Here is a 21,931-nt window from a genome sequence, read left to right as displayed (position 1 = left end):
ATAGCCTATCGCCGACTAAGCAGGAACACCCCGGTATCGCCGAGCAGATTGGGCCACAGCGCCACCGGCTTGCCGGCGCTGAGCGCGGTGCGGCTTGCCACGGTCAGGCCCAAGTCCACCGCCAGCGCTTCGAAATCATCGATCGTGCAGAAATGGATATTCGGCGTTTCATGCCAGCTGACCGGCAGGCTGCGCGTCACCGGCATCCGCCCCGACAGCGCCAGCGATGCGCGCACCCGCCAATGGCCGAAATTCGGGAAGGACACCACGGCGCTGCGCCCGATGCGCACCAGTTCGCGCAGCACGGCGGCAGGGCGCTGCATGGCCTGCAACGTGTTGGACAGGATCACCACATCAAAGGCGGCATCGGGATAATCGGCCAGATCGGTATCGGCATCGCCCTGCACCACCGCCAGCCCGCGCCCCACCGCGGCCGCCACATCCGCCGGATCAAGTTCGATGCCGCGCCCTTCCACGCCCTTGGTGTCGCGCAGCCAGGCCAGCAACTGGCCATCGCCGCAGCCGATATCCAAAACGCGCGCGCCATCCGGCACTGCCGCGGCCACCGCGGCCAGATCCGGGCGCAAATGCACCGGAGTCATGCGGTGAGGAACCCGTTGATGACGCGGTTCATGTCCGGCGCATCGAGCAGGAAGGCATCATGGCCGAACGGGCTTTCCAGCTCCACGAAGGACACCGGGGCGCCAGCGGCGTTGAGCGCGCGCACGATGCGGCGGCTTTCGGCGGTGGGATACAGCCAGTCGGAGGTGAAGGAGACGAGGCAAAATCGGCTCTGCACGCCGGCAAAGGCGCGCGCCAGATTGCCGTCGTGCGGCTCGGCCAGATCGAAATAATCCATGGCGCGAGTGATATAGAGATAGGAGTTGGCATCAAAGCGCTCGACGAAACTCAGGCCCTGGTGGCGCAGATAGGATTCGACCTGGAAATCCGCATCGAAGCCGAACGACACCGCCTCGCGATTCTGCAGCCGGCGGCCGAATTTCGCGGTGAGGCCAGCTTCGGACAAATAGGTGATATGCGCCGCCATGCGCGCCACAGCGAGGCCCGCCACCGGCGGCGCATCGCCATAATCGCCGCCCTGCCACATCGGATCGGCCATGATCGCCTGCCGGCCGACTTCGTGGAAGGCGATATTCTGCGCCGAATGGCGCGCCGCCGTGGCGATGGCCACCACCTTCTTCACCCGTTCCGGGTGGCGCACCGCCCAGGTAAGCGCCTGCATCCCGCCCATCGAGCCACCAATCACCGCTGCCAGCGTTTGCACTCCCAGATGATCGAGCAGGCGGGCTTGGGCTGCCACCATGTCGGAAATGGTGATCACCGGAAAACGCGAGGCGTAAGGCCGCCCATCGCGCGGATCAATGCTCGATGGGCCGGTCGATCCCATGCAGCCGCCCAGCACATTGGCGCAGATGATGAACCAGTCCGCCGGGTCGACCGGCTTGCCGGGGCCGACCAGCCGCGTCCACCAGCCGGCCCGGGCGGTGCGCGGATTGGCGCTGGCGACATATTGATCGAGCGTCAGCGCATGGCAGATCAGGATGGCGTTGCTGGCATTGGCATTCAGCCGGCCATAGGTTTCATAGGCGATGGTGAGTTCGGGCAGCACTGCGCCGCCGGCCAGCGGAAATTCACCGGCCAGGGTGACGCGGCGATCAAGACCAAAGCGCGAGTCAGAAATTTGGGCGTCCATGCTGCGCCGCGCCATACTGGCGCGGGGGTGACTGTGCCAGCGATATTCGCTAACCGGGCCGTCATGACCAGCACCGCCGCCCCGCAGATGAAGCCCTGGATCGAAGCCATGCACGCCTATGTGCCGGGCAAGGCCAGCACGGGCGGTGCGCCGGTGGTGGCGAAACTCTCCTCCAACGAAAATCCCTGGGGGCCGTCCCCGCTGGCGGTGGCGGCCATGCAGGATGTGCTGGCGCAGGGCCACCGCTACCCCGATCCGGCCAGCACGGCGCTGCGCGACGCATTGGGCGCCAAATATGGCGTCGATCCCGCCCACATCATCTGCGGGACCGGCAGCGACGAGATCTTGCACATGATCGCCAGCGCCTTTGCCGGGCCGGGCGACGAGATCATCCATGTCCGCCATGGCTTTGCCGTGTACGAGGGCGCGACGCGGCGAGTCGGCGCAACACCGGTTGTGGTGCCGGATGCGGATTATGCCGCCGATATCGATGCCATATTGGCTGCGGTCACGCCGCTCACCCGCATCATCTATCTGGCCAATCCCAATAACCCGACCGGCACGCTGCTGCCGGCCGCCGACATCCGCCGCCTGCACGCGGCCTTGCGCAGCGAAGTGATCCTGGTGCTCGATTGCGCCTACGCCGAATTCGTCGAAGGCGATTATGAAGATGGCTTCGCGCTGGCGCAGGCGGCGCCCAACCTGATCGTCACCCGCACCTTTTCCAAGATCCATGGCCTTGCCGCACAGCGTGTCGGCTGGGCGGTGGCGCCGCTGGCCATCATCGCCGCGCTCGATCGCGTGCGCGGGCCGTTCAACGTCACCAGCACCGGTCAGGCGGCCGCCGTCGCGTCGCTGGGCGACGATGCGCATATCGCCATGGTCCGCGCCGAAACCATCCGCCTGCGCGGCTGGCTGGCCGGGGAAATCGCAGCACTCGGCAACGCCGGCCTGCGCGCCATCCCGTCAGCGTGCAATTTCCTGCTGGTGGAATTCCCGGAGGATGGCCCGGTCACGGCGGCGGCGGCCAATCAGCATCTGCTCGATTCCGGCATCATCTGTCGTTACCTGGCCGTGCAGGCCATGCCGCGCTGCCTGCGCATCTCGATCGGCACCGAGGCCGAAACCCACGCCGTCGCCGCCGCACTGCGGGCGTTTGTGGAAAGCGCCGCCTGATGCTGCCGTTCGCGCGCGTCACCATCATCGGCATGGGCCTGATCGGCTCATCGCTGGCGCGCGCGGTGCGCACCGCCATGCCCACGGTGCAGCTGAGCGTGTCCGACGCGGACCCGCAGGTACGGGCGCGGGTAACCGAACTCGATCTGGCCGATGATGTGGCCGACAATGCTGGTGCCGCCGTGGTCGATGCCGATCTGGTCATCCTGTGTGTGCCGGTCGGTGCCATGGCCGCGGTCGCTGCCGAAATTGCGGGCGAACTGGCCCCCGATTGCGTGGTCAGCGATGTCGGATCGGTGAAGGAAAGCGTGGCGAAGGTGCTGGGCGATGCCCTGCCCGGCGTGCATGTGATTCCGGCGCATCCGGTGGCCGGCACCGAAAAATCCGGGCCGGATGCCGGTTTCGCCAGCCTGTTCAAGGATCGCTGGTGCATCATCACGCCGCCGCCGCGCGCTGACGAAGTGATGGTCGAGCGGCTGGCCGAATTCTGGCGCCGGCTGGGCGCGCGCGTCGATTTGATGGACCCCGCCCATCATGATCGCGTGCTGGCGGTCACCAGCCATCTGCCGCACCTGATCGCCTATTCGATCGTCGGCACCGCCAGCGATCTGGAGGCCGTCACCCGCAGCGAAGTGATCAAATATTCCGCCGGCGGTTTCCGCGATTTCACCCGCATCGCCGCGTCCGATCCGGTGATGTGGCGCGACGTGTTCCTCAACAATCGCGAAGCGGTGCTGGAATTGCTGGGGCGCTTCACCGAAGATCTGGTCGCCCTGCAACGCGCCATCCGCTGGAGCGACGGCGACACGCTGGAAGCGCTGTTCACCCGTACCCGCGCCATCCGCCGCAGCATCATCGATGAAGGCCAGGATACGGATCGGGCAGACTTTGGCCGCAGCCCGAACGAATGATTTTTTGGTTTTGCAAATCCACCGACAGGCGTGCGATATTGCAACTTGGGGATTTGGGTCGCGTAGCTGGGCGGCAGGCCATCAACGAATGTTTTGCCGCTGCAACCTGTTCGGGGATTTTCATGATGACGCACAAGATTCAATCGGTCGCTGCAATAGCCGCCGCAGTGGCACTGTTGGCCAGCATCCCGGCCGCAGCGCAGATTGACGCTGGTCGCAAGGGCGGCATCGAAAAGGCGCGCGACAAGAAGGTGGCCGAATTGCCGACCTGCGCAAAGCCGATCGGCACGCTGGCCCTGAGCGAACCGGAAAACCGCTGGTGGGTTGATCTTGGCCTCGGTTCACCCGAAGCCTTGCTGCGCGTCTATGCCCAGAAATCCGGTTGCTTCAAATTGGTCAACCGCTCGCAGCGCGGCATGGCCGCCATGCAGGCCGAACGTTCGCTGGCATCGGGCGGTGAATTGCGCGGCGGCGGCGCCATCGGCAAGGGCCAGATGGTGGAAGCCGAATATACGCTGATCCCCGATATCGTGACGGCCAATCCCAACAAGGGCGGGTTCAAGATCGGTGGCCTGCTCGGCGCGTTCGTGCCCGGCGGCGCTGGCGCCCTGCTCGGCGGGCTCGATATCAAGAAGCGTTCTGCCAACGTCGTACTCAACGTCGTCAACAACAAATCGTCAGAAGAATTCGTCACCGAAGGCCGCTCCACCAAGACCGATGTCGGCTTTGGCGCCGGCGGCGGCATTTTTGCCGGCGGCTTCCTGGGCGGCGCCGGAGCCAGCGGCTATGCCGAATCGGAAATCGGACAGGTCGTCGCGCTCGCCTATCTCGATGCCTTCGGCAAGCTGGTCGCCAATCTGGGCGGCATGGAAGCCGCCGTGGGCGGCGCGGCCCCGCAAAAGGCCGTGGTGATGAAGAACGCCGGCCGCATGTTTGGCGGCCCGATGCTCAGCGCCAAGGTGATCAAGCCGCTCGACGGCGGCGCCATGCTCTATCCCACTGGCAACAAGCAGGCCGGTTTCTGGGAAGTGACCGACGAGCTTGGCACCAAGGGCTGGGTGAGCGAAGTCGCCATCGGGGTTGCGAAATAACAAGCCGACCGCACGGCCACGCGCCTGGTGGGTGGCCGTGCTGCTGCGTCAGCGCAAGCGCGGGCAGGCCGGCAATTGGCCGCGGCGCGGGCGGGTGGCCAGATCAGCGGGCAAGCCTTGCAGGGTTACCACGCCGCCGGCCGGCAACAGGCTTTCGATCGACAGCTGTATGGGCGCGCGCAGCCGCTGTTCGGCAGGCGGTGCAGTCCCGACCAGTGCTGCCTGCACGCTGAGCGGGCAGACGGTGCGAATCGTGCCCGCAAGGCGCATTCCCGCACCCACCGGCACCAGGCTGCCATTCAACGCAAACAATTCCCCAGTTGCATCGCGGCCGCTGATGGTCAGATCGACACTGCCGGTGCCGGCCCAGTCGCGCCACGCCCGCAGCGGTGCCGGCCCGCGCACATTCGCCTCCCCGGCCAGGCTGATCGCCGCGCCGGTGCCGATGCGCAGCACCTGCGCGCCGATCACCAGTTGCCCGCGCGGCGGCAGGCTGGGGTCGCTGGTGGCCGGCTTGCCCGCCGGTTCGATTTCGCGCGTGTGCAGTTCCAGATTGTCCGCGCGGAAGGCCGGCCCGTCGCTGGCGAGACCAATGCTGCCGCTCGCCCCCGGCAGCACGATCGACAGCCGCGCCAGCCTGGTCTGCCCGCGTGAATCCGTGTTCAGCTTCAGGCTCGCCGTGCCGGCGGGCGCGGTGATGCGCGGGGACAGGCCGGGCAGTATCGCGGACAGCACCAGCCCCTCGCCTTGCGCCACCGTCAATTCCGGCCGCCATGGCCCACGGTTGAGCCGCAGCCGCTGCGCCGTCACCCGCAGGTCCACCACGCCCTCATGCGCCAGCGATACGTCGTCCAGCTCGGTTTCCAGCCGATAGGGAAAACCGCTCACCACCGGGGTGCGGCCTGAAAACCAGCCGGCCAGCGTGGTTTCGAACTGCCCGGCCCAGCCGCGCCACAACTGGCCATAGACGGCGATCCCCAGGATCAGCGGCAACAGTGCCAGCAGCAAAGGCCAGCGGCGCGCGCCGGCAATTTTTTCGATCATGATGACGTCCGCAAGGCATTGATGGCGGCATGCACCCGCAGCTCCACCTCAGCGCGCGGCAGGCCGGGCGGGATCGATGCGCCAATCTTCAGGTGCACAGTGCCGGGATATTTGATGAAGCGTTTCGGCCACACGCTGCCGCTGTCGAGCGCGATCGGCACCACCGGCAACTTCAGCATCTTGTACAGGCCGGCAAAACCGGCGGCGAGCGGCGGCATGTCACCCACCTGCACCCGCGTACCTTCCGGGAAGATCACCACCGGGCGGCCCTGTGCCACCGCCGCTTGCGCTTGCCGCATCATCTCGCGCAGCATCCCGGCGGTGCCATTGCGATCAACGAAGATCGATCCATGCCGCGCCGATGCCAGCCCCCAGATCGGGATGGCGCGCAATTCCTGCTTCATCACCACCGCCGGCCGGTGGAACCACCACAGCGTCAGGATGGCCTCCAGCGCGCTTTCATGTTTCAGGGCAAACAGGTGCGGCCCCGGTGGAATCTGGCCGAGGATCTCGATGCGCACCCCGGCCACCACGCGGCTGGTCAAGCGGAACCAGCCCGCCCACAATTGCGGCCCGATATAGAGCAGCGCACTGCCCGAACCCTTTGGCACGATCAGCCCCAGCAGCAGCGCCAGCGGCACCAGCACCAGCGATCCGCCCATGAAGGCGATCTGGAACAGGCAGGTGCGCACGAACGCCACCAGGGTGGCCAGCACCGGCGGCGCCTCAGGCTGTGCCAGCACGGCCCGCTGCATCACGCCACACCTGCCAGCAAGGCCGCGCGGCGCAGCAGATATTTTGAATATTCAAATGCCACACTCGGCGCCTTGGGCTCCGACGGCACGCCATCCTGCAGCACGGCCACATCGGCTGGCAGCACCCGCGCCAGTTCCAGCCGGGCGCGCGGCATGTGCGCCGCCGACGTCACCAGCCGGATCGAAGTGAATTTGTGGCTGGCCACCCAGCGCGCGGTTTCTTCGGCGTTGGATCGCGTGTCGATGGCTTCATAGCCCAGATCGGTGGTGCGCAGCCGCCGCATGGCCACGCCGAACGCCCCGGCCAGATCGCGCCGGCTGGTATTGGCGCCCACCCCCGATACCAGCAAGCGCCGCGCCGATCCGGATTCGACCACCGCCAGCCCGCGCCGGAAGCGGCCGACCCCGCCGGTGAGCACCACCACGCCATCGGTTCGGGCGCCAAGCAGCGCCGGGCCGGGCAGCGCCAGGCTGAACCAGATCAGCCCAAGGCACCAGCCGAGCACCGGCAGCGCCGCGAGGCGCGCCAGCCACAGCCAAGCACCGCTGCGGCGCTTGCGAGCGCTGGCGGGGCGGAACGGCACTGGCCGATTCGATTGCGTCCGCAAGGCCGGCTTGCGGCTCACATCTCACCGCGCTGGCGGCGGATGGCGAACCAGCGCTGCACGTTGCGATTCTGCTCGGCCAGCGTGGCGGCAAAGACATGGCCGCCGCTGCCATCGGCAACGAAGTAAAGCGCGTCCGTCTCGGCCGGATCGAGCACGGCTCTCAGGCTCGCCAGCCCCGGATTGGCGATCGGCCCGGCAGGCAGGCCGGGTTTGAGATAGGTGTTGTATCCGGTATCGCGCTGCAGTTCCGATCGGCGGATGCGGCGGCCCAGCGGCTTGCCCTTGGTGATCGGGTAGATCACCGTCGGATCGGCATCGAGTTTCATGCCGGTGCGCAGCCGATTGCTGTAAACGCCGGCAATCGTCCGGCGTTCGCTGGCCTTGCCGGTTTCTTTCTCGACGATGCTGGCCAGGATCACCGCTTCGGCCGGGGATTTCACCACGGCATTTTTGCTGCGCTTCGGCCATTCTTCGGCCAGCGCCTTGGCCATGGCCGCCTGCATGCGGCCCAGCACGGTCGCGCGCGATTCGCCGGGTTCATAGTCATAGGTGTCGGGCAGGATGCTGCCTTCGCGCGGCGGCGCAACCGTGCCGGCCAGGCCAGGCAGGCCGTTCAGCCGTTCGGCCACCTGCACCGCCGGCCAGCCTTCGGGGATGGTGACCGCCTGATGCTCGGTACGCCCCTGTTGCAGGATCTTCAGGATATCGCGCCAGGCCATGCCCGTAGCCAGGCGATAATTGCCGGCCTGCACCGGCGCATCGCTGCCCAGCACCCGCGACAGTACGCGGAACTGCCCGGCCGAATGGATGATCTGCTTGCGCTCCAGCGCGCGCGCCACCTGGATCAGGCTGGCGCCCTTTTCCACGGTGAAGGGCTCCGCCTCGCCCAGCGCCGTTCCCCAGCCGAACCACGGCGCCAGCCCCAGCGGCAAGCCCAGCAGCGCCAGCAGAAGCAGAAAGGCAAGGCCCGTGCGCCGCATCTGTCACGCCATCAAACGCCGCGCATCACCAGCGTGGCATTGGTGCCGCCAAAACCGAAGCTGTTGTTCAGCACGGCCCGGATGCGGCGGGGTTTGGCGACATGCGGCACCAGATCGATACCGATGCAAGCCTCGGACGGATTGTCGAGATTGAGCGTCGGCGGTGCCACCTGGTCGCGCAAGGCAAGCAGGCAGAAGATCGCTTCGACGGCGCCGGCCCCGCCCAGCAGGTGGCCGATGGCGGATTTGGTGGACGACATCGACACATTGCCGATGGCATCGCCAAACAGCCGCCGCACCGCGCCCAGCTCCAGCTCGTCCCCCATCGGGGTGGAGGTGCCGTGGGCGTTGATATAATCAATGTCTTCCGGGTTCAGGCCGGCGCGCTTCAGCGCCATCGCCATCGATCGGAACGCGCCCGATCCTTCCGGGTGCGGCGCCGTCACATGCCAGGCATCGCCGGTGAGGCCATAGCCGATGACCTCGCCATAGATTTTGGCACCACGCGCCTTGGCGTGTTCATATTCCTCCAGCACCACGACACCGGCGCCTTCGCCCATGACGAAACCATCGCGGGCCTGATCCCACGGGCGGCTGGCGCGGGTGGGATCGTCGTTGAAATTGGTCGAAAGCGCCCGCGCCTGCGCGAAACCGGCAATGCCGAGCGGGCACAGCGCGCTTTCGGCGCCGCCGGCCAGCATGACATCGGCATCATCCAGCGCGATCATCCGCGCCGCATCGCCGATGGCGTGGGCGCCGGTGGAACAGGCCGTCACCACCGCATGATTCGGCCCCATCAGGCCATATTTGATCGAAACCTGGCCAGAGATCAGGTTGATCAGCCGGCCGTGCACGAAGTGGGGGGACACGCGGCGCGGGCCCTTTTCATGCAGCACGATCAATTCGGCTTCGATGCCCGGCAAGCCGCCGATGCCGCTGCCGATCGAGCAACCGGCGCGGAACCGCTGTTCCTCGGTCATGTCGGTCAGCCCGGCATCCTCGATGGCCTGGCCGGCGGCATCGATGCCGAAAATGATGAACGGATCGACCTGGCGCTGCACCTTGTAATCGACGCGCTTGTTGGCATCGAAGGTCATGCCGCTGCCGTCGCCGGGCTTGATCTCGCCGGCGATGCGGCACGCCTGGTTGCTGGCATCAAAGCGGGTGATCGGGCCGATGCCGGATCGCGACGCCAATATATTGGCCCAGATGGTTTCGACATCACTGCCCAGCGGGGTGACAAGACCCAGCCCGGTGACCACGACACGGCGCATTGGCGCTCCACTTCTTTTGCGTCCGGCCTGTGTTGGCCGACCCCTGACTTATTCTCTCACAAGCGGCGGGCCAGCGCAAAACGGCCCTCCGCTCAGGCTGAGCGAAGGGCCGGAATGTCGCAGGCGGCGCTGCTGGCCGGCCCATCGCTCGCAATCCGGCAGACAACGCCGAACTGCCGGCAAAGGTTCCACCCGCCCCTGCCCGGGCCGATGATCAACCCTTGCTGTTTTCCGCGATGAACCCGATCGCATCAGCGACGGTAAGGATCTTTTCGGCGGCATCGTCGGGGATTTCCACGCCGAATTCTTCTTCGAACGCCATCACCAGTTCGACCGTGTCGAGGCTGTCGGCGCCCAGATCATCGATGAAGCTGGCGCCTTCGGTCACCTTCTCGGCTTCCACGCCCAGATGCTCCACCACGATCTTCTTCACGCGCTCGGCGACGTCGCTCATGTTCATTCCCCTAGGTTTGCGGCGGTGTGTTCGCCGGTGGGTTGGTTAGCGGTTACGGGCCGGCGATAGCGTGATGGCGAAATTGTGGCAAGAGCGTAGCGCGGCCAGTGTGCTGGCGCAGCCAGCGCGGGGACTCGCGCAAGCTCGGCCGGGCTGGCTGACGGGCCTCAGCCCGGCAGAACAGCTTCGACGGCGTGGCTCCGCCACGCTCTTTCCTTTTTCCTTTGTTCAAACCTCAGCGGACTCGGCGGCTTTGCCGCCGGCCGCGGGCCCCAGGGCCATGGCGCGGGGTTCTTGCTCACGCGGCCGGCGGCAAAGCCGCCGAGTCCGCTGAAGGCGTTCAAGCAAGCAAAAGAAAGTGCGTGGCAGAGCCACAAGCCTGCTCCGGCGAAGGCCGGGGTCGAAGCGGTTCGGCGCGCAGGAGCGCGCGCCGCCCGCCCGGCCGCGTTCGCGCCTGTCGGCGCACAGCACTTCGCGCTGTGCGCTCGCGGCGCATCACGGCATCACCATCCCGCCATTCACGTGCAGCGTCTGCCCCGTGACATAAGACGCCTCCTTCGACGCCAGATACACCACGCCGGCCGCAATATCATCGCCCGCCCCCAGCCGCCCGGCCGGGATGCGCCCCGTCAAAGCCTCTTTCTGCGCCTCCGGCAGCGCATCGGTCATCGCCGAAACGATGAAGCCCGGCGCCACGCAATTGACCGTGATCGCCCGCGACGCCAGTTCCTGCGCCAAAGCTTTCGACATGCCGATCAGGCCGGCCTTCGAGGCGGCATAATTGGCCTGGCCGGGATTGCCGGTCACGCCGACCACGCTGGTAATGGCGATCAGGCGGCCAAAGCGCTGCTTCATCATCGGGCGCGCGGCAGCGCGGTACAGGCGGAAGGTGGCTTCGAGGTTGATGCGGATCACGTCCGACCATTCCTCATCCTTCATCCGCATCGCCAGATTGTCGCGGGTGATGCCGGCATTGGCGACCAATATGTCCAGCCGGCCGCCCAGCGCCTCGACCGCCTGGCCGACCAGCGCATCGACGGCGGCAGAATCAGACAGGTTGCAGGGCAGGATCACCGCATCGGGGCCGCAGTCTGCCGCCACCGCCGCCAGCGCTTCGGCCCGTGTGCCCGACAGCGCGACGCGGGCGCCCTGCGCCGCCAGCGCGCGCGCGATGGCGCTGCCGATGCCGCCCGAAGCGCCGGTTACCAGCGCGGTCATGCCTGTCAGATCGAACATGGTGGGTTTCCTCTTCATGTTGCGGCAAGGGTTACCCCCTCACCCCGCCGCGCTGGCGCGCGAGTCGCCCTCTCCCGCAGGGAGAGAGGGAATTACAAGGACTTCGCAATCGCCTCCAGGCCGGACATGTCCACGGCGGTGATCGTCGGCACATCGGGCGTGATGCGGCGGATCATCGGCCCCAGCACCTTGCCGCCCAGTTCAACAAAGCCGGTCACGCCCAGATCGGCCATCGCCAGCACCGATTCGCGCCAGCGCACCGTGCCGCACACTTGTTCCACCAGCAGGCGGCGAATGTCGTCGGGATCGGTGACCACAGCCGCCGTCACATTCGCCACCAGCGGCACAGATGGCGCATGCAGCGGCGCGGCCGCCAGCGCCGCGGCCATGGCATCGGCCGCCGGCTGCATCAGCGCACAATGGAACGGCGCCGACACCGGCAGCAACACCGAATGGCGGGCGCCCTTGGCTTTGGCGAGGTTCATCGCCCGGGCAACGGCCTCAACATGGCCGGATACCACCACCTGGCCATTGGCGTTGTCGTTGGCGGCGGCGCACACCTGATCCTGCGCAGCTTCGGCGGCCACGGCCGTCACCGCTTCAAAATCCAGCCCCAGCAGCGCCGCCATCGCGCCCACACCTTGTGGCACCGCGGCCTGCATCGCCTGCCCACGCAGCCGGAGGAGCCGCGCCGTATCGGCCAGTCCCAGGCTGCCGGCGGCACACAGCGCCGTATATTCGCCCAATGAATGCCCGGCAACGAATGCCGCCTTGTCGGCCAGGCGCATTTTGGCTTCGGCCTCCAGCACACGCAGGCAGGCAATGCTGAGCGCCATGATCGCCGGTTGGGCATTGGCGGTGAGCGTGAGCGCGTCTTCCGGCCCGTCCCACATCAGGCGCGACAGATGCTCGCCCAGCGCCTCGTCGACTTCTTCAAACACGGCGCGGGCGTGCGGGCTGGCTTCGGCCAGGGCCTTGCCCATGCCCACCGATTGGCTGCCCTGGCCCGGAAAGATGAAGGCGCGAATGGTCGGTCTCCCCAAGATATGCTGGCCCCGCCCGGCCGCCATGATCGCAGCGGCGGATAGGCGCTTCATCGCCCTCACGCAACCATGCGACACACCTACGGCGATTTGCCCCGTTGCACCGCCATTTCAATTCGCTAATGGAGCGGGCTTGCTTTGGGAGGAAGCAAGGGGGATTCGGTGGCGGCGCTGCGGCTTCGCATACCCTCCTTGCCACTGACCGGGCGTGGGTCTGCAACAGCCAAGGAAGAACAATGCTGAAAACCGCCCGACTGTTGATTGCCGTTCCGTTGCTTGCCGCCGCCATGCCGGCGATGGCTGCCGTGTCGCCCGCCGTTGGCAAGGCGCTGAACGCCGCCGCTGCCGCTGCCAAGTCGCGCAATGCCGCTGGCGTTGCCGCCGCCATCGGCCAGGCCCGCGCCGCCGCATCGTCGGCCGAAGAACGGGAAAAGACCGCGCAGATGGCTGGCTATGCCTTTACGGCGGTCGGCCGCTACGCCGAAGCCGCGGCCGCGCTGCAGGACGTGGGCGCGCCGTGCAACCAGTTGGCGCCGCTCTATTATCAGGCCGGGCAACTCGACAAGGCCGTCAGCATCGCCAAGAGCTGCGGCGGCGAAGGCATGCAGATCCTGGTGGCCCAGGCCTACACGCGGCAGGGCCGCCACAAGGATGCCATCGCATCGTACAACAAGCTGATTGCCAGCAACGGTGCCAAGGCGCTGTATCTGGAAAACCTGGCCGGCGCGCAGTACAAGTCAGGCGACAAGGCAGGCTATCTGGCCACCACGACCAAGCTGATCAAGGTCGATGCCTCGCCGGCGCGCTGGAAGGCGCTGTTGACCAATTTCCAGCAGACCAACATGCGTTCGGAATCGAAACTGGCGCTGTATCATCTGATGATGACCACCGGATCGCTGGATCGCGCCGCTGATTATCAGGATTTCGCCCGTCTCGCCCTTCTGAACGGCCAGGCCGCTGTCGCCAAGACCGCACTCGACAAGGCCGGTGGCGGCAGTGATGCCATGAGCCAGAAGCTCGCCGCAGCAGCAACCAAGGCCGTTGCCAGCGAAGGCGCGGAAGCGGCCAAATTGTCCACCGCGCCGGCCACCGCCTTCAAGGGCGGCAACGCCTGGCTTGGCTTGAACGAATATGCCAAGGCCATCGCCGCCTATGACAAATCGATTGGCGCAAATGGTCCCGAAGCCGATTATGCCCGCGTCTTCAAGGGCATCGCGGCAGTGAAGGCCGGCCAGAAATCCGTGGCCGTTGCCAGTTTCAAGGGCGTGCAGGACAAGAGCGGCATGAAGGACATCGCCGATCTGTGGAGCCTTTACGCCTCCAGCCGCGGCTGAGCCTGATTGCAGCATGATCCGGGCCGCCGTGGGACACCACGGCGGCCCGTTTCGTGTCGGTCACGCCGGATATTGCCAGCCTTCGTCATCGGCAATGGCAGCGGCAAATTGCGCTTCGGCGTGGCGCCAGTTGGCCAGATTGCCAATAAACGCCTTCAGGAACGCGCCGCGATCGTTGCGCCAATCGATATAATAGGCGTGTTCCCACACATCACACACCAGCAATGGCATCACCGGCTGTTCGACCCACACCGGCAGCGCATCGTGGGTGGAACAGATCGACAAGGCGCCATCAGCATCGCTGACCAGCCAGACCCAGCCCGATCCGAACTCGGCCTTGCCGGCCGCCACAAAGGCCTCGGCCATGGCATCAAACCCACCGAAATCCCGCGTGATCGCTTCGGCCAGCCCGCCGCCGGGCCGCGCATCGGACGGCATATCAGACGGGGGGGCCGCCAGGCTGGCCCAGAAAAACCCGTGATTCCACGCCTGCCCCGCGGCATCAAACAGCGCGACATGGTCGGCCTCGTCGGCATTGTCGATGATGGTTTCCAGATCGGCCGACGCATCATCGGTGCCGGCGATCAGTTCGCCCACCTTGGTGACATAGGCGGCGAAATGCTTGCCATGGTGATAGGCAAAGGTTTCGGCCGAGATGAGGGGAGCCAGCGCATCGGCGGCGAACGGCAGGGGCATCAGGCTGATCATGGTGGTTCCTTCCAGTTTACCCGCCACCAACAGCCGAGAAGCGATTTCGTGCCATCCTGCCGTCGGTGCCGACTTGATCGTCTGATCGTCTGCCCCTATGCCGGCGTCTGTGTCGTGCGTCCGCCTTAAATTCTGGCGCGTTTTGCCGATCATGCTGCTGTGCATGATGGCCAACGCGACCGCGCCCCGCGGCTATATGCCAAGCATGACCGCCGACGGGTTTCATCTGGTGCTGTGCGCCGGCGTGGTGGACGCAGCGACAATTGCGGCCATGGCGGATGAGCCGGCTGCTGCGGCCCTCGTCAATGCGCTGAAGCAGGCGCAGGATCAGCATGGCAGCGACGGCGACGAGGCGCCGACAGCCTGTCCGTTCGCTGGCGCCGCCATCGCCGATCTGCCGACCCTGGCCTCGGTTTCGGCGCCAATTGTTCATGCGCAAGCAGCGCTGCCGTTCCCGCCTGGCACGATCATCCGGGCGCGCCATCACGCGACGACACCCCCGGCGACGGGTCCTCCGCACCTGATCTGAACCTTTGCACCATCTGGCGGTCCTTGGCCGGCCAGATTCTCATGCTGTTCTGATTCAGGATCCATTCCATGTCTGTTTACACTGCTCGCGGGGCCATGCTGGCCACGGCCGCTGCTGCCCTGTTCCCAATTTCTGCCCGCGCCCAAGCCGAAGCCAGCCCCGCCTGGCGCACGCCGGAGATCGTCGTCACGGCCCAGCGCCCCGGCTATGCTGCCGCCACCACCACCGCCTTGCGCACCGATGTGCCGCTGATCGAGGTGCCGCAATCGGTGCAGGTGCTGAACGAAACCCTGATCCGTGAACAGGATCTGCGCACGCTGGCCGATGCCCTGCGCAATATTTCGGGCACCGTGCCGGCCCAGCCGGGCGAGGCGGTGCTGGCGAACCCGATTGTTCGCGGTTTTGGTGCGGATATCTTCATCGATGGCCTGCCGGCCTATGGCGCCACCGCCGTCATCGATCCGGCCAGCCTGGTCGCCTACAGCCGGATCGAGGTGGCCAAGGGGCCCACCGCCACATTGTTCGGCGGCGGGCTGGGCGCGCCGGTGGGCGGCCTGATCAATCTCGTCAGCAAGACCCCGACCGACACGGCCAGCTATCGCGCCCAGCTGCGCGGCGGGAGTTTCGATACGATCAGCGGCAATGTCGATCTCAACCAGCCGATTGCCGGCATCGGGGCTTTTCGGATCACCGCCGAGGTGCAGGACGAGGGCAGCTGGATTGCGGCGGTCAACGCCAACCGCATCGCCATCAACCCCAGCCTGCGGCTGGATCTGGGCGCAGACACCAGCCTGACCCTGATCGGCAGCTACAGCCTGGTGCGCCAGCTGGAATATGCCGGCCTGCCGCTTGGCCAGATCGACACGCCGGCGGTGGACCGCCGCCAGTTCGTTGGCGCGCCGGCCGGCCAGCCGCGCACCCGTGTCCGCAACAGCGTCGGCACCGCCAGCCTGGATCACCGCTTTTCCGATGCGGTGACCGCCAATATCCGGGTGCGCCATTTCGACAGCCGCTTCGACGAATATGGCAGCACCTTCTTTGCCGGCTTCTTTCCGCCCACCGGCACGCAATATCCGATCATCACCGCCTATCTGCCCACCGATGTGTCGGAAACCACTGTGGATGCCAGTCTCACCGCGAAGCTGGCGACCGGCCCGGTTGACCATGTGCTGGTGGCCGGCGTGCAATATGATCACACGCGTTATGATGCCGGTATCGGATTCAACTTCGTGCCGGTGGGCGTGCAGGATCTGGCCAACCCGGCGCAGCCGCCGCTGAATTTTGGCGCGGTGCCTGCCTTGGGCCCACGCCGCCAGACCGACCGCTATCGCACCACAGCCGCCTTCGTGCAGGATCAGGCCAGCATCGGCCCGGTGACGCTGCTGGCTTCGCTGCGCTGGACGGAATTTGCCTATCAGGAACGTGCGGGCGGCACGGTGGACAGGGCCTATCGCAAGGTGAACCCACGGCTGGGGGCGACGGTGAAGCTGGCCGAAGGGGTGGCGCTGTTCGGCGGCTGGGCCACCGGCTTTCGCGGCACCACCAATTTCTTCGGGCTCACCGCCCCGGTGCCGGAAACCTCACGCAGTTTCGAAGCCGGCGTGAAATTCGATGCCAAGGCCATCGGCCTGTCAGGCAGCATCGCCGCCTATGATCTGAGGCGACGCAATGTGCCCACCGCCGATCCCGCCAACCCCTTCCTGCAAATCCAGACCGGGGAGCAACTGGCGCAAGGCATCGAGGCCGATCTGATCTGGGAGCCAACACCGGCCTGGTCGGTGATCGCCAATTATGGCTTCACCGATGCACGGGTGACGCAGGACGGCGTGTTTGCCGCCGGTGCTCGCCTGGCCCGCGCGCCGCGCCATGCCGGGCGGCTGGCGCTGCGCTATCGGGTGACGGAGGGCAGCCTGAAGGGCCTGGGCGTGGGGGCTGGCATCAGCGCCGCCTCGTCCGCGCCGGCGGCACTGGGCGGCGCGCCGGTGCCGGGCTGGGCCACAGTGGATGCCCAGGCCAGCAAGCAGTTCGGCCCGGTGACGCTGGGCGTGAACATCACCAACCTGCTGAACCGCCGCTATGTGCTGCCCTGGCAGTATCTGGCGCAGGATGTGGTGATGCCGGGCGCGCCGCGGGCGGCCTTCGTCACGCTGGGCGTGGCGCTGTGAAGGGAGAAGACGCGATGACGAACCGACGCGACATATTGGCCGGCGGGCTGACGACGGCGGCGCTGCTGGCGCCATTCCTGGCTCTGGAAAAGGCGATAGCGGCGCAGCAGGGACAGGGGGCGGCCGCGCCGGCCAATCCCAGCGCTGCCGAGCAGAAGGCCATGGCCGACAATCATATGGGCGAAATGGAAAAAGTGCTCGGCCTTGGCCTGTGGGGCCAGGAGGAGGTGGGGATGATCCTCTACCCCGGCTTCACCGCGCTTGATCTGGTGGGGCCGCATTATTTCTTTGCCTGCATGTTCGGCGCCAAGGTGCATCTGATCACGCCGAACCAGGATCTGGCGCCGGTGGCGTCCGATCTCGGTCTCGCCATCCAGCCGACCATGACGATGGCGTCCGCCCCGCGCAATCTGGATGTGATCTTCATCCCCGGCGGCACCGATGGCACGCTGAAGCTGATGGCGGACACCGCCGCCATGGCCTTCATCCGCGACCGGGCGAGCCGCGCCAAGCACATCACCAGCGTGTGTACCGGTTCCATGGTGCTGGGCCGCGCCGGCCTGTTGAAGGGCAAGCGCGCCACCTCGCACTGGGCGGTGCGGCCGGTGCTGGCCGATTTTGGTGCCATCCCGGTTGATGAACGGGTGGTGCGCGACGGCAATGTGCTGACCGGGGCCGGCGTGACGGCGGGCATGGATTTTGCCATTGCACTGGTCGCCCAGCTTCGTGGGCCGGCCTATGCCAAGGCCTTGATGTTGCAAGCCGAATATGCGCCGGTGCCGCCCTACAATGCTGGCACCATGGCGACCGCGCCGGCCGACGTCGGCGGCATGATGGGCACGATGTTTGCGCCGCTGGCCGACAAGTTCCGGGCGCTGGCCTGAGGCTGCCGATCAATCGAAGCCGGCGGCGGTCACTCCCCCGCCGGCTTCGATTGCAGTTGGATATAATTGTGCAGCCCCATCTGGCTGATCATCGTCTGCTGCGTCTCGATGAAATCGACATGCTCTTCCTCGGCGCGCAGGATTTCGGCGAACAGGTCGCGCGACGGGTAATCGCGCACGGTTTCGCAATATTGGATCGCGTCGCGCAGCAGGGCGATGGCTTCATATTCCAGCGCCAGATCGGCGGCGAGCACTTCCTCCACCGTCTCGCCGACGCGCAGGCGGTTCAGCGCCTGCATGGCGGGGAAGCCGTCGAGGAAGAAGATGCGCTCGATCAACTTGTCGGCGTGCTGCATTTCCTCGATGGATTCGTGCCGCTCGTAATGGGCCAGACGCTTGATGCCGAGATTGTCGAGCAGGCGGTAATGCAACCAATATTGGTTGACCGCGGTCAATTCGCCCTTGAGCACGGCGTTGAGAAAATCGATGACCTTGGCGTCGCCCTTCATGGCGTGTCTCCTTCGTTGATGCCGGAGTGATGCCATCCGATTTGGCGCACGTCAAGAAAAAGCGTGGGATTTCTGATACTTGAAGGTGCAACGCACTCGCAGTAGCAGTGGGGAGCCGCCGTCAGGCGAACGGGCTGGCCTGGGCGACAACTTCGCGCGCAAACGGCAGGCACTGGCCGCATTTCACCTTTGCACCCAACTGGGCATAGGCCGCGCGCGGGCAGGATGTGCCGGCGGCGCGGGCGGCCTGCTTCACGTCACGTTCCTTAAGGGCATTGCAGACACAGACGTACACGCCAGTTCCCCACTCCGCCCGCTGATCATCCAGCGGCTGTTGCGAAGCGTTATCACCCAGGCGCACGGCAAATGCAAGTGGTTCGCAACAGCAAATGCGCGCTTCAGCGCCGCCCGAACAATTTTTCGATATCGGTCTTGGCCAGGCGCACCCAGGTCGGACGGCCGTGGTTGCACTGGCCTGAGTGCGGGGTGATTTCCATCTCGCGCAGCAAGGCGTTCATTTCGGCGACCGACAGGCTGCGCCCGGCGCGCACGCTGCCGTGGCAGGCCATGGTGGCAGCAACCGCATCCAGTCGTTCCTTCAACGACAGCGCCTTGCCGAAGGCGGCGAGATCATCGGCGAGATCGGTGATCAGCCCGCGCACATCGCAGGCGCCGAGCATCGCCGGGGTCGCACGCACCAGGATGGCGTTGGGGCCAAAGGCTTCGATGTCGAGGCCCAGTTCGGCCAATTCGGGCGCACGGGCGGCGATGCGGCCGGCCGCGATCTCGTCGAGCTCGACCACTTCGGGGACCAGCAGCGCCTGCGCCGGCACCGCGCCGCCGGCCAGCGCCTTGTTCATGCGCTCCAGCGTCAGCCGTTCATGGGCGGCGTGCTGATCGACGATGATCAGCGCGTCCGCGGTTTCGGCGACAATATAGGTGGCGGCGATCTGGCCGCGCGCCGCGCCCAAGGGATATTGTTGCGGAAACTGCCCAGATGGCGGCGCAGCCGGGGCTGGCATGTGCGCGGCGAAGGCCGGCGGGAAGGCTGGTGGCAGTTCGGTGAACAGGCGCGGCGGTTCGGCAAGCGCGGCGGCCGGAGCATGGGGCGCAGTAGCACCGAACGCCGGCAGCTGTGGTTCCGCCACGAACGCCGAGGCCACAGGCTCGGCGACGAACGCCGCCAGCGCCGATTGCGCCACCCGGCTGCTGGCGCGGATGCCGGCCTCGTCCAGCGCGCGCCGCAGCCCAGACACGATCATCCCGCGCACATGTGCCGCATCCTGAAACCGCACTTCCGTCTTGGCCGGGTGCACGTTCACATCGACGAAATCGTGCGGCACATCGAGGAACAAGGCCACCACCGGGTGGCGATCGCGGGCCAGCAGATCCTGATATGCGCCGCGCACCGCGCCGACCAGCAGGCGGTCGCGCACCGGGCGGCGATTGACGAACAGATATTGGTGATCGGCGACGCCGCGGTTCCAGGTCGGCAGCCCGGCGAGACCCGCCAGATGCAGGCCATCACGCGACAGATCGACCGCCACGGCATTGCTGGCAAAATCCGCGCCGATGATCGCTGCCAGCCGCGCCAGGCTGCTGGCCGGGGACTGGTCGGGCAGCGGCGGCAGATTGAGCAGGCGGCGGCCTTCATGTTCCAGCACAAATCCCACCTGCGGATTGGCCATCGCCAGCCGGCGGATGTGATCGTGGGCGGCCGCCAGCTCGCTGCGCGGCGATTTCAGGAACTTGGCCCGTGCCGGCACGTTTGCGAACAGGCCTTCGACGCGCGCCACCGTGCCGGGCGCAGCGCTGGCCGGGCCATCGGCGATGATGCGGCCGTTATCGACCACCAGTTCCCAGCCTTCACCGCCCGCAGCCCGGCTGGTCAGCGACAGCGTGGCGACCGAGCCGATCGACGGCAGCGCTTCGCCGCGAAAGCCCATGGTGGCGATGGCCGACAGATCGCCGTCGGGCAATTTGGAAGTGGCGTGACGCTCGATGGCCAGGCGCAATTGGTCGGGCGCCATGCCGCTGCCGTCGTCGGCGACCTCCAGGCCATCAATGCCACCATTCGACAGCACCACGCGGATATGGCGCGCGCCGGCATCCAGCGCATTTTCCACCAATTCCTTGGCGGCGCTGGCCGGGCGCTCCACCACCTCGCCGGCGGCGATACGGTTGATCAATGTTTCGGGGAGGCGGCGGATGGGCACGCGCCCATGTTTAGGCGCAAACCGCCCCAATGTCAGCCGCTGCGGACGCCCAAGGCTACGCTTCGCACGCCACATCGGTACAATCGGACGGAAATGATGCGATCATACGCACTTTTCAGTGGTTGACGGCCGGTGTTGACGCTTGCCGAATCGGACGTACAGGGCCAAAGCCGAGTCGGTTGTTCGCGAGCCCCCGCGACCCGTCTTGCTCATCCTCCTGCCTGCGGTTTCCTGTAGTATGTCGGTCTTTTCGCGCATGTTTTCGTTCCTTGCCCAGGACATGGCCATTGATTTGGGCACGGCCAACACGCTGGTCTATGTGCGTGGGCGCGGCATCGTGCTGAACGAACCCAGCGTGGTGGCGATCGAGACCATCCGCGGCAACAAGATCGTCAAGGCCGTCGGCAATGAAGCCAAGGTGATGATGGGCCGCACGCCGGGCAATGTCGAATGCATCCGCCCCTTGCGCGATGGCGTGATTGCCGACATCGATGTCGCCGAACAGATGATCAAGCACTTCATCAAGAAGGTGCAGACCAGCCGGTTCGGCCGTTACCCGGAAATCGTCATCTGCGTGCCATCGGGTTCGACCAGCGTCGAAAAGCGCGCCATTCGCGACGCCGCCAACAATGCCGGCGCCACCCAGGTCTATCTGATCGAAGAGCCGATGGCCGCGGCGATCGGCGCCGGCATGCCGGTGACCGAACCAATTGGATCGATGGTTGTCGATATCGGCGGCGGCACCACCGAAGTCGCCGTGCTGTCGCTGAAGGGCCTCGCCTATACCACCAGCGTGCGCGTTGGTGGGGACAAGATGGACGAAGCCATCGTCAACTATGTGCGGCGCAACCACAATCTGCTGATCGGCGAAATGACCGCCGAGCGCATCAAGAAGGAAGTCGGCACCGCCAAGCGGCCGGCCGACGGCATCGGCGTCACCATCGACATCAAGGGCCGCGACCTGATGAACGGCGTGCCCACCGAAATCCAGATCAACCAGGCCCAGATCGCCGAAGCCCTGGCCGAACCGGTGGCCACCATCGTCGAAGGCGTGCGCGCCGCGCTGGAAAACACCCAGCCCGAACTGGCGGCCGATATTGTCGATCAGGGCATTGTGCTCACCGGCGGTGGGGCGCTGCTGGCCAATCTGGATGTCGTGTTGCGTGAAGCCACGGGCTTGCCGGTGAGCGTTGCCGACGAACCCTTGACCTGCGTTGCCATCGGCACCGGCCGTGCGCTGGAAGATCCGATGTACCGCGGGGTGCTGATCACGGCGTAACCCACTATATTGCCAGCAACG

At 66.3% G+C, this 21,931-nt stretch carries 22 protein-coding genes; 8 read left to right on the top strand and 14 right to left on the bottom strand.

The window, feature by feature from the left end; genetic code table 11:
- Positions 1-5: 5 nt before the first annotated feature.
- Positions 6-602: a methionine biosynthesis protein MetW gene (metW, locus tag AC6UUM_RS06700; RefSeq protein ID WP_500804554.1), complete on the bottom strand. Its 597-nt coding sequence runs from the start codon at positions 600-602 to the stop codon at positions 6-8.
- Positions 599-1,729, bottom strand: a complete 1,131-nt coding sequence (metX, locus tag AC6UUM_RS06695) for a homoserine O-acetyltransferase MetX (protein ID WP_500804553.1) — start codon at positions 1,727-1,729, stop codon at positions 599-601. Before metX ends, metW begins: the two co-directional genes overlap by 4 nt.
- A 48-nt stretch (positions 1,730-1,777) precedes the next feature.
- Here metX and hisC point away from each other — a divergent pair, with 48 nt between their 5' ends.
- The 3 genes from hisC (at position 1,778) to AC6UUM_RS06680 (ending at position 4,892) form a co-directional block, all read left to right on the top strand.
- Entirely contained in the window at positions 1,778-2,890 is a 1,113-nt protein-coding gene (gene hisC, locus AC6UUM_RS06690; RefSeq protein ID WP_500804552.1) for a histidinol-phosphate transaminase, read from the top strand.
- Positions 2,890-3,801 carry a prephenate/arogenate dehydrogenase family protein gene (locus AC6UUM_RS06685; protein ID WP_500804551.1) on the top strand — a complete coding sequence of 304 codons (912 nt, stop codon included), beginning with the start codon at positions 2,890-2,892 and terminating at the stop codon, positions 3,799-3,801. Before hisC ends, AC6UUM_RS06685 begins: the two co-directional genes overlap by 1 nt.
- A gap of 122 nt (positions 3,802-3,923) precedes the next feature.
- On the top strand, positions 3,924-4,892 hold the full coding sequence (locus AC6UUM_RS06680) for a CsgG/HfaB family protein (protein WP_500804550.1): 969 nt from the start codon (positions 3,924-3,926) through the stop codon (positions 4,890-4,892).
- Between the two features lie 48 nt (positions 4,893-4,940).
- Here AC6UUM_RS06680 and AC6UUM_RS06675 read toward each other — a convergent pair whose 3' ends face one another.
- From AC6UUM_RS06675 to fabD, 8 genes are all read right to left on the bottom strand, one after another.
- On the bottom strand, positions 4,941-5,936 hold the full coding sequence (locus tag AC6UUM_RS06675; protein WP_500804549.1) for a DUF2125 domain-containing protein: 996 nt from the start codon (positions 5,934-5,936) through the stop codon (positions 4,941-4,943).
- Entirely contained in the window at positions 5,933-6,691 is a 759-nt protein-coding gene (locus AC6UUM_RS06670) for a lysophospholipid acyltransferase family protein (RefSeq protein ID WP_500804548.1), read from the bottom strand. Before AC6UUM_RS06670 ends, AC6UUM_RS06675 begins: the two co-directional genes overlap by 4 nt.
- Complete coding sequence (locus AC6UUM_RS06665; RefSeq protein WP_500804547.1) at positions 6,691-7,275, bottom strand: YdcF family protein; 585 nt, start codon at positions 7,273-7,275, stop codon at positions 6,691-6,693. The genes AC6UUM_RS06670 and AC6UUM_RS06665 overlap by 1 nt, the downstream gene beginning before the upstream one ends.
- Before the next feature lie 38 nt (positions 7,276-7,313).
- Complete coding sequence (gene mltG, locus AC6UUM_RS06660) at positions 7,314-8,279, bottom strand: endolytic transglycosylase MltG (protein WP_500804546.1); 966 nt, start codon at positions 8,277-8,279, stop codon at positions 7,314-7,316.
- Between the two features lie 11 nt (positions 8,280-8,290).
- Positions 8,291-9,553: a beta-ketoacyl-ACP synthase II gene (gene fabF, locus AC6UUM_RS06655; protein WP_500804545.1), complete on the bottom strand. Its 1,263-nt coding sequence runs from the start codon at positions 9,551-9,553 to the stop codon at positions 8,291-8,293.
- Positions 9,554-9,767: 214 nt separating this feature from the next.
- The gene (locus tag AC6UUM_RS06650; protein ID WP_500804544.1) at positions 9,768-10,007 is read right to left on the bottom strand and encodes an acyl carrier protein; all 240 of its coding nucleotides are present in this window, start codon (positions 10,005-10,007) and stop codon (positions 9,768-9,770) included.
- 495 nt (positions 10,008-10,502) lie between these two features.
- Positions 10,503-11,243: a 3-oxoacyl-[acyl-carrier-protein] reductase gene (gene fabG / locus AC6UUM_RS06645; protein ID WP_500804543.1), complete on the bottom strand. Its 741-nt coding sequence runs from the start codon at positions 11,241-11,243 to the stop codon at positions 10,503-10,505.
- A 92-nt stretch (positions 11,244-11,335) separates the two neighbouring features.
- Positions 11,336-12,271: an ACP S-malonyltransferase gene (gene fabD, locus AC6UUM_RS06640; RefSeq protein ID WP_500804923.1), complete on the bottom strand. Its 936-nt coding sequence runs from the start codon at positions 12,269-12,271 to the stop codon at positions 11,336-11,338.
- Positions 12,272-12,522: 251 nt separating this feature from the next.
- Between fabD and AC6UUM_RS06635 the strand changes: the two genes are divergently transcribed.
- Positions 12,523-13,620 carry a tetratricopeptide repeat protein gene (locus AC6UUM_RS06635; protein ID WP_500804542.1) on the top strand — a complete coding sequence of 366 codons (1,098 nt, stop codon included), beginning with the start codon at positions 12,523-12,525 and terminating at the stop codon, positions 13,618-13,620.
- A gap of 60 nt (positions 13,621-13,680) precedes the next feature.
- On the opposite strand, the gene AC6UUM_RS06630 is transcribed toward AC6UUM_RS06635, so the two are convergent.
- The gene (locus AC6UUM_RS06630; RefSeq protein WP_500804541.1) at positions 13,681-14,328 is read right to left on the bottom strand and encodes a superoxide dismutase; all 648 of its coding nucleotides are present in this window, start codon (positions 14,326-14,328) and stop codon (positions 13,681-13,683) included.
- Positions 14,329-14,491: 163 nt separating this feature from the next.
- On the opposite strand from AC6UUM_RS06630, the gene AC6UUM_RS06625 reads away from it, so the two are divergent.
- The 3 genes from AC6UUM_RS06625 (at position 14,492) to AC6UUM_RS06615 (ending at position 17,906) form a co-directional block, all read left to right on the top strand.
- The gene (locus AC6UUM_RS06625) at positions 14,492-14,857 is read left to right on the top strand and encodes a hypothetical protein (RefSeq protein WP_500804540.1); all 366 of its coding nucleotides are present in this window, start codon (positions 14,492-14,494) and stop codon (positions 14,855-14,857) included.
- Positions 14,858-14,925: 68 nt separating this feature from the next.
- Positions 14,926-17,022 (top strand): TonB-dependent siderophore receptor, encoded by a 2,097-nt coding sequence (locus tag AC6UUM_RS06620; protein WP_500804539.1) that lies wholly within the window; start codon positions 14,926-14,928, stop codon positions 17,020-17,022.
- 14 nt (positions 17,023-17,036) lie between these two features.
- Positions 17,037-17,906: a DJ-1/PfpI family protein gene (locus AC6UUM_RS06615; RefSeq protein WP_500804538.1), complete on the top strand. Its 870-nt coding sequence runs from the start codon at positions 17,037-17,039 to the stop codon at positions 17,904-17,906.
- A 29-nt stretch (positions 17,907-17,935) separates the two neighbouring features.
- Here AC6UUM_RS06615 and bfr read toward each other — a convergent pair whose 3' ends face one another.
- The 3 genes from bfr to mutL all read right to left on the bottom strand — a co-directional run bounded on the left by bfr (position 17,936) and on the right by mutL (position 20,631).
- A complete protein-coding gene (bfr, locus tag AC6UUM_RS06610; protein WP_500804537.1) occupies positions 17,936-18,415 on the bottom strand; it encodes a bacterioferritin in 480 nt (159 codons plus the stop codon).
- A gap of 121 nt (positions 18,416-18,536) precedes the next feature.
- Positions 18,537-18,710: a (2Fe-2S)-binding protein gene (locus tag AC6UUM_RS06605; protein ID WP_500804922.1), complete on the bottom strand. Its 174-nt coding sequence runs from the start codon at positions 18,708-18,710 to the stop codon at positions 18,537-18,539.
- Positions 18,711-18,813: 103 nt separating this feature from the next.
- Positions 18,814-20,631: a DNA mismatch repair endonuclease MutL gene (mutL, locus tag AC6UUM_RS06600; RefSeq protein WP_500804536.1), complete on the bottom strand. Its 1,818-nt coding sequence runs from the start codon at positions 20,629-20,631 to the stop codon at positions 18,814-18,816.
- Between the two features lie 238 nt (positions 20,632-20,869).
- On the opposite strand from mutL, the gene AC6UUM_RS06595 reads away from it, so the two are divergent.
- The gene (locus AC6UUM_RS06595; RefSeq protein ID WP_500804535.1) at positions 20,870-21,910 is read left to right on the top strand and encodes a rod shape-determining protein; all 1,041 of its coding nucleotides are present in this window, start codon (positions 20,870-20,872) and stop codon (positions 21,908-21,910) included.
- Positions 21,911-21,931: the final 21 nt, after the last annotated feature.

Source organism: Sandarakinorhabdus sp., from assembly GCF_987265915.1.
The sequence above is the reverse complement of the archived record's forward strand: the minus strand, read 5'-3'. Positions and strand labels throughout refer to the sequence as shown.

Coding starts and splice junctions, on each gene's coding strand:
- AC6UUM_RS06650 (WP_500804544.1), bottom strand. CDS start 10,007: ATGAGCGACGTCGCCGAGCGCGTGAAGAAGATCGTGGTGGAGCATCTG.
- metX (WP_500804553.1), bottom strand. CDS start 1,729: ATGGCGCGGCGCAGCATGGACGCCCAAATTTCTGACTCGCGCTTTGGT.
- AC6UUM_RS06635 (WP_500804542.1), top strand. CDS start 12,523: ATGCTGAAAACCGCCCGACTGTTGATTGCCGTTCCGTTGCTTGCCGCC.
- AC6UUM_RS06625 (WP_500804540.1), top strand. CDS start 14,492: ATGATGGCCAACGCGACCGCGCCCCGCGGCTATATGCCAAGCATGACC.
- fabG (WP_500804543.1), bottom strand. CDS start 11,243: ATGTTCGATCTGACAGGCATGACCGCGCTGGTAACCGGCGCTTCGGGC.
- AC6UUM_RS06670 (WP_500804548.1), bottom strand. CDS start 6,691: ATGCAGCGGGCCGTGCTGGCACAGCCTGAGGCGCCGCCGGTGCTGGCC.
- fabF (WP_500804545.1), bottom strand. CDS start 9,553: ATGCGCCGTGTCGTGGTCACCGGGCTGGGTCTTGTCACCCCGCTGGGC.
- metW (WP_500804554.1), bottom strand. CDS start 602: ATGACTCCGGTGCATTTGCGCCCGGATCTGGCCGCGGTGGCCGCGGCA.
- bfr (WP_500804537.1), bottom strand. CDS start 18,415: ATGAAGGGCGACGCCAAGGTCATCGATTTTCTCAACGCCGTGCTCAAG.
- AC6UUM_RS06675 (WP_500804549.1), bottom strand. CDS start 5,936: ATGATCGAAAAAATTGCCGGCGCGCGCCGCTGGCCTTTGCTGCTGGCA.
- AC6UUM_RS06685 (WP_500804551.1), top strand. CDS start 2,890: ATGCTGCCGTTCGCGCGCGTCACCATCATCGGCATGGGCCTGATCGGC.
- hisC (WP_500804552.1), top strand. CDS start 1,778: ATGACCAGCACCGCCGCCCCGCAGATGAAGCCCTGGATCGAAGCCATG.
- mltG (WP_500804546.1), bottom strand. CDS start 8,279: ATGCGGCGCACGGGCCTTGCCTTTCTGCTTCTGCTGGCGCTGCTGGGC.
- AC6UUM_RS06620 (WP_500804539.1), top strand. CDS start 14,926: ATGTCTGTTTACACTGCTCGCGGGGCCATGCTGGCCACGGCCGCTGCT.
- AC6UUM_RS06630 (WP_500804541.1), bottom strand. CDS start 14,328: ATGATCAGCCTGATGCCCCTGCCGTTCGCCGCCGATGCGCTGGCTCCC.
- AC6UUM_RS06680 (WP_500804550.1), top strand. CDS start 3,924: ATGATGACGCACAAGATTCAATCGGTCGCTGCAATAGCCGCCGCAGTG.
- AC6UUM_RS06595 (WP_500804535.1), top strand. CDS start 20,870: ATGTCGGTCTTTTCGCGCATGTTTTCGTTCCTTGCCCAGGACATGGCC.
- AC6UUM_RS06615 (WP_500804538.1), top strand. CDS start 17,037: ATGACGAACCGACGCGACATATTGGCCGGCGGGCTGACGACGGCGGCG.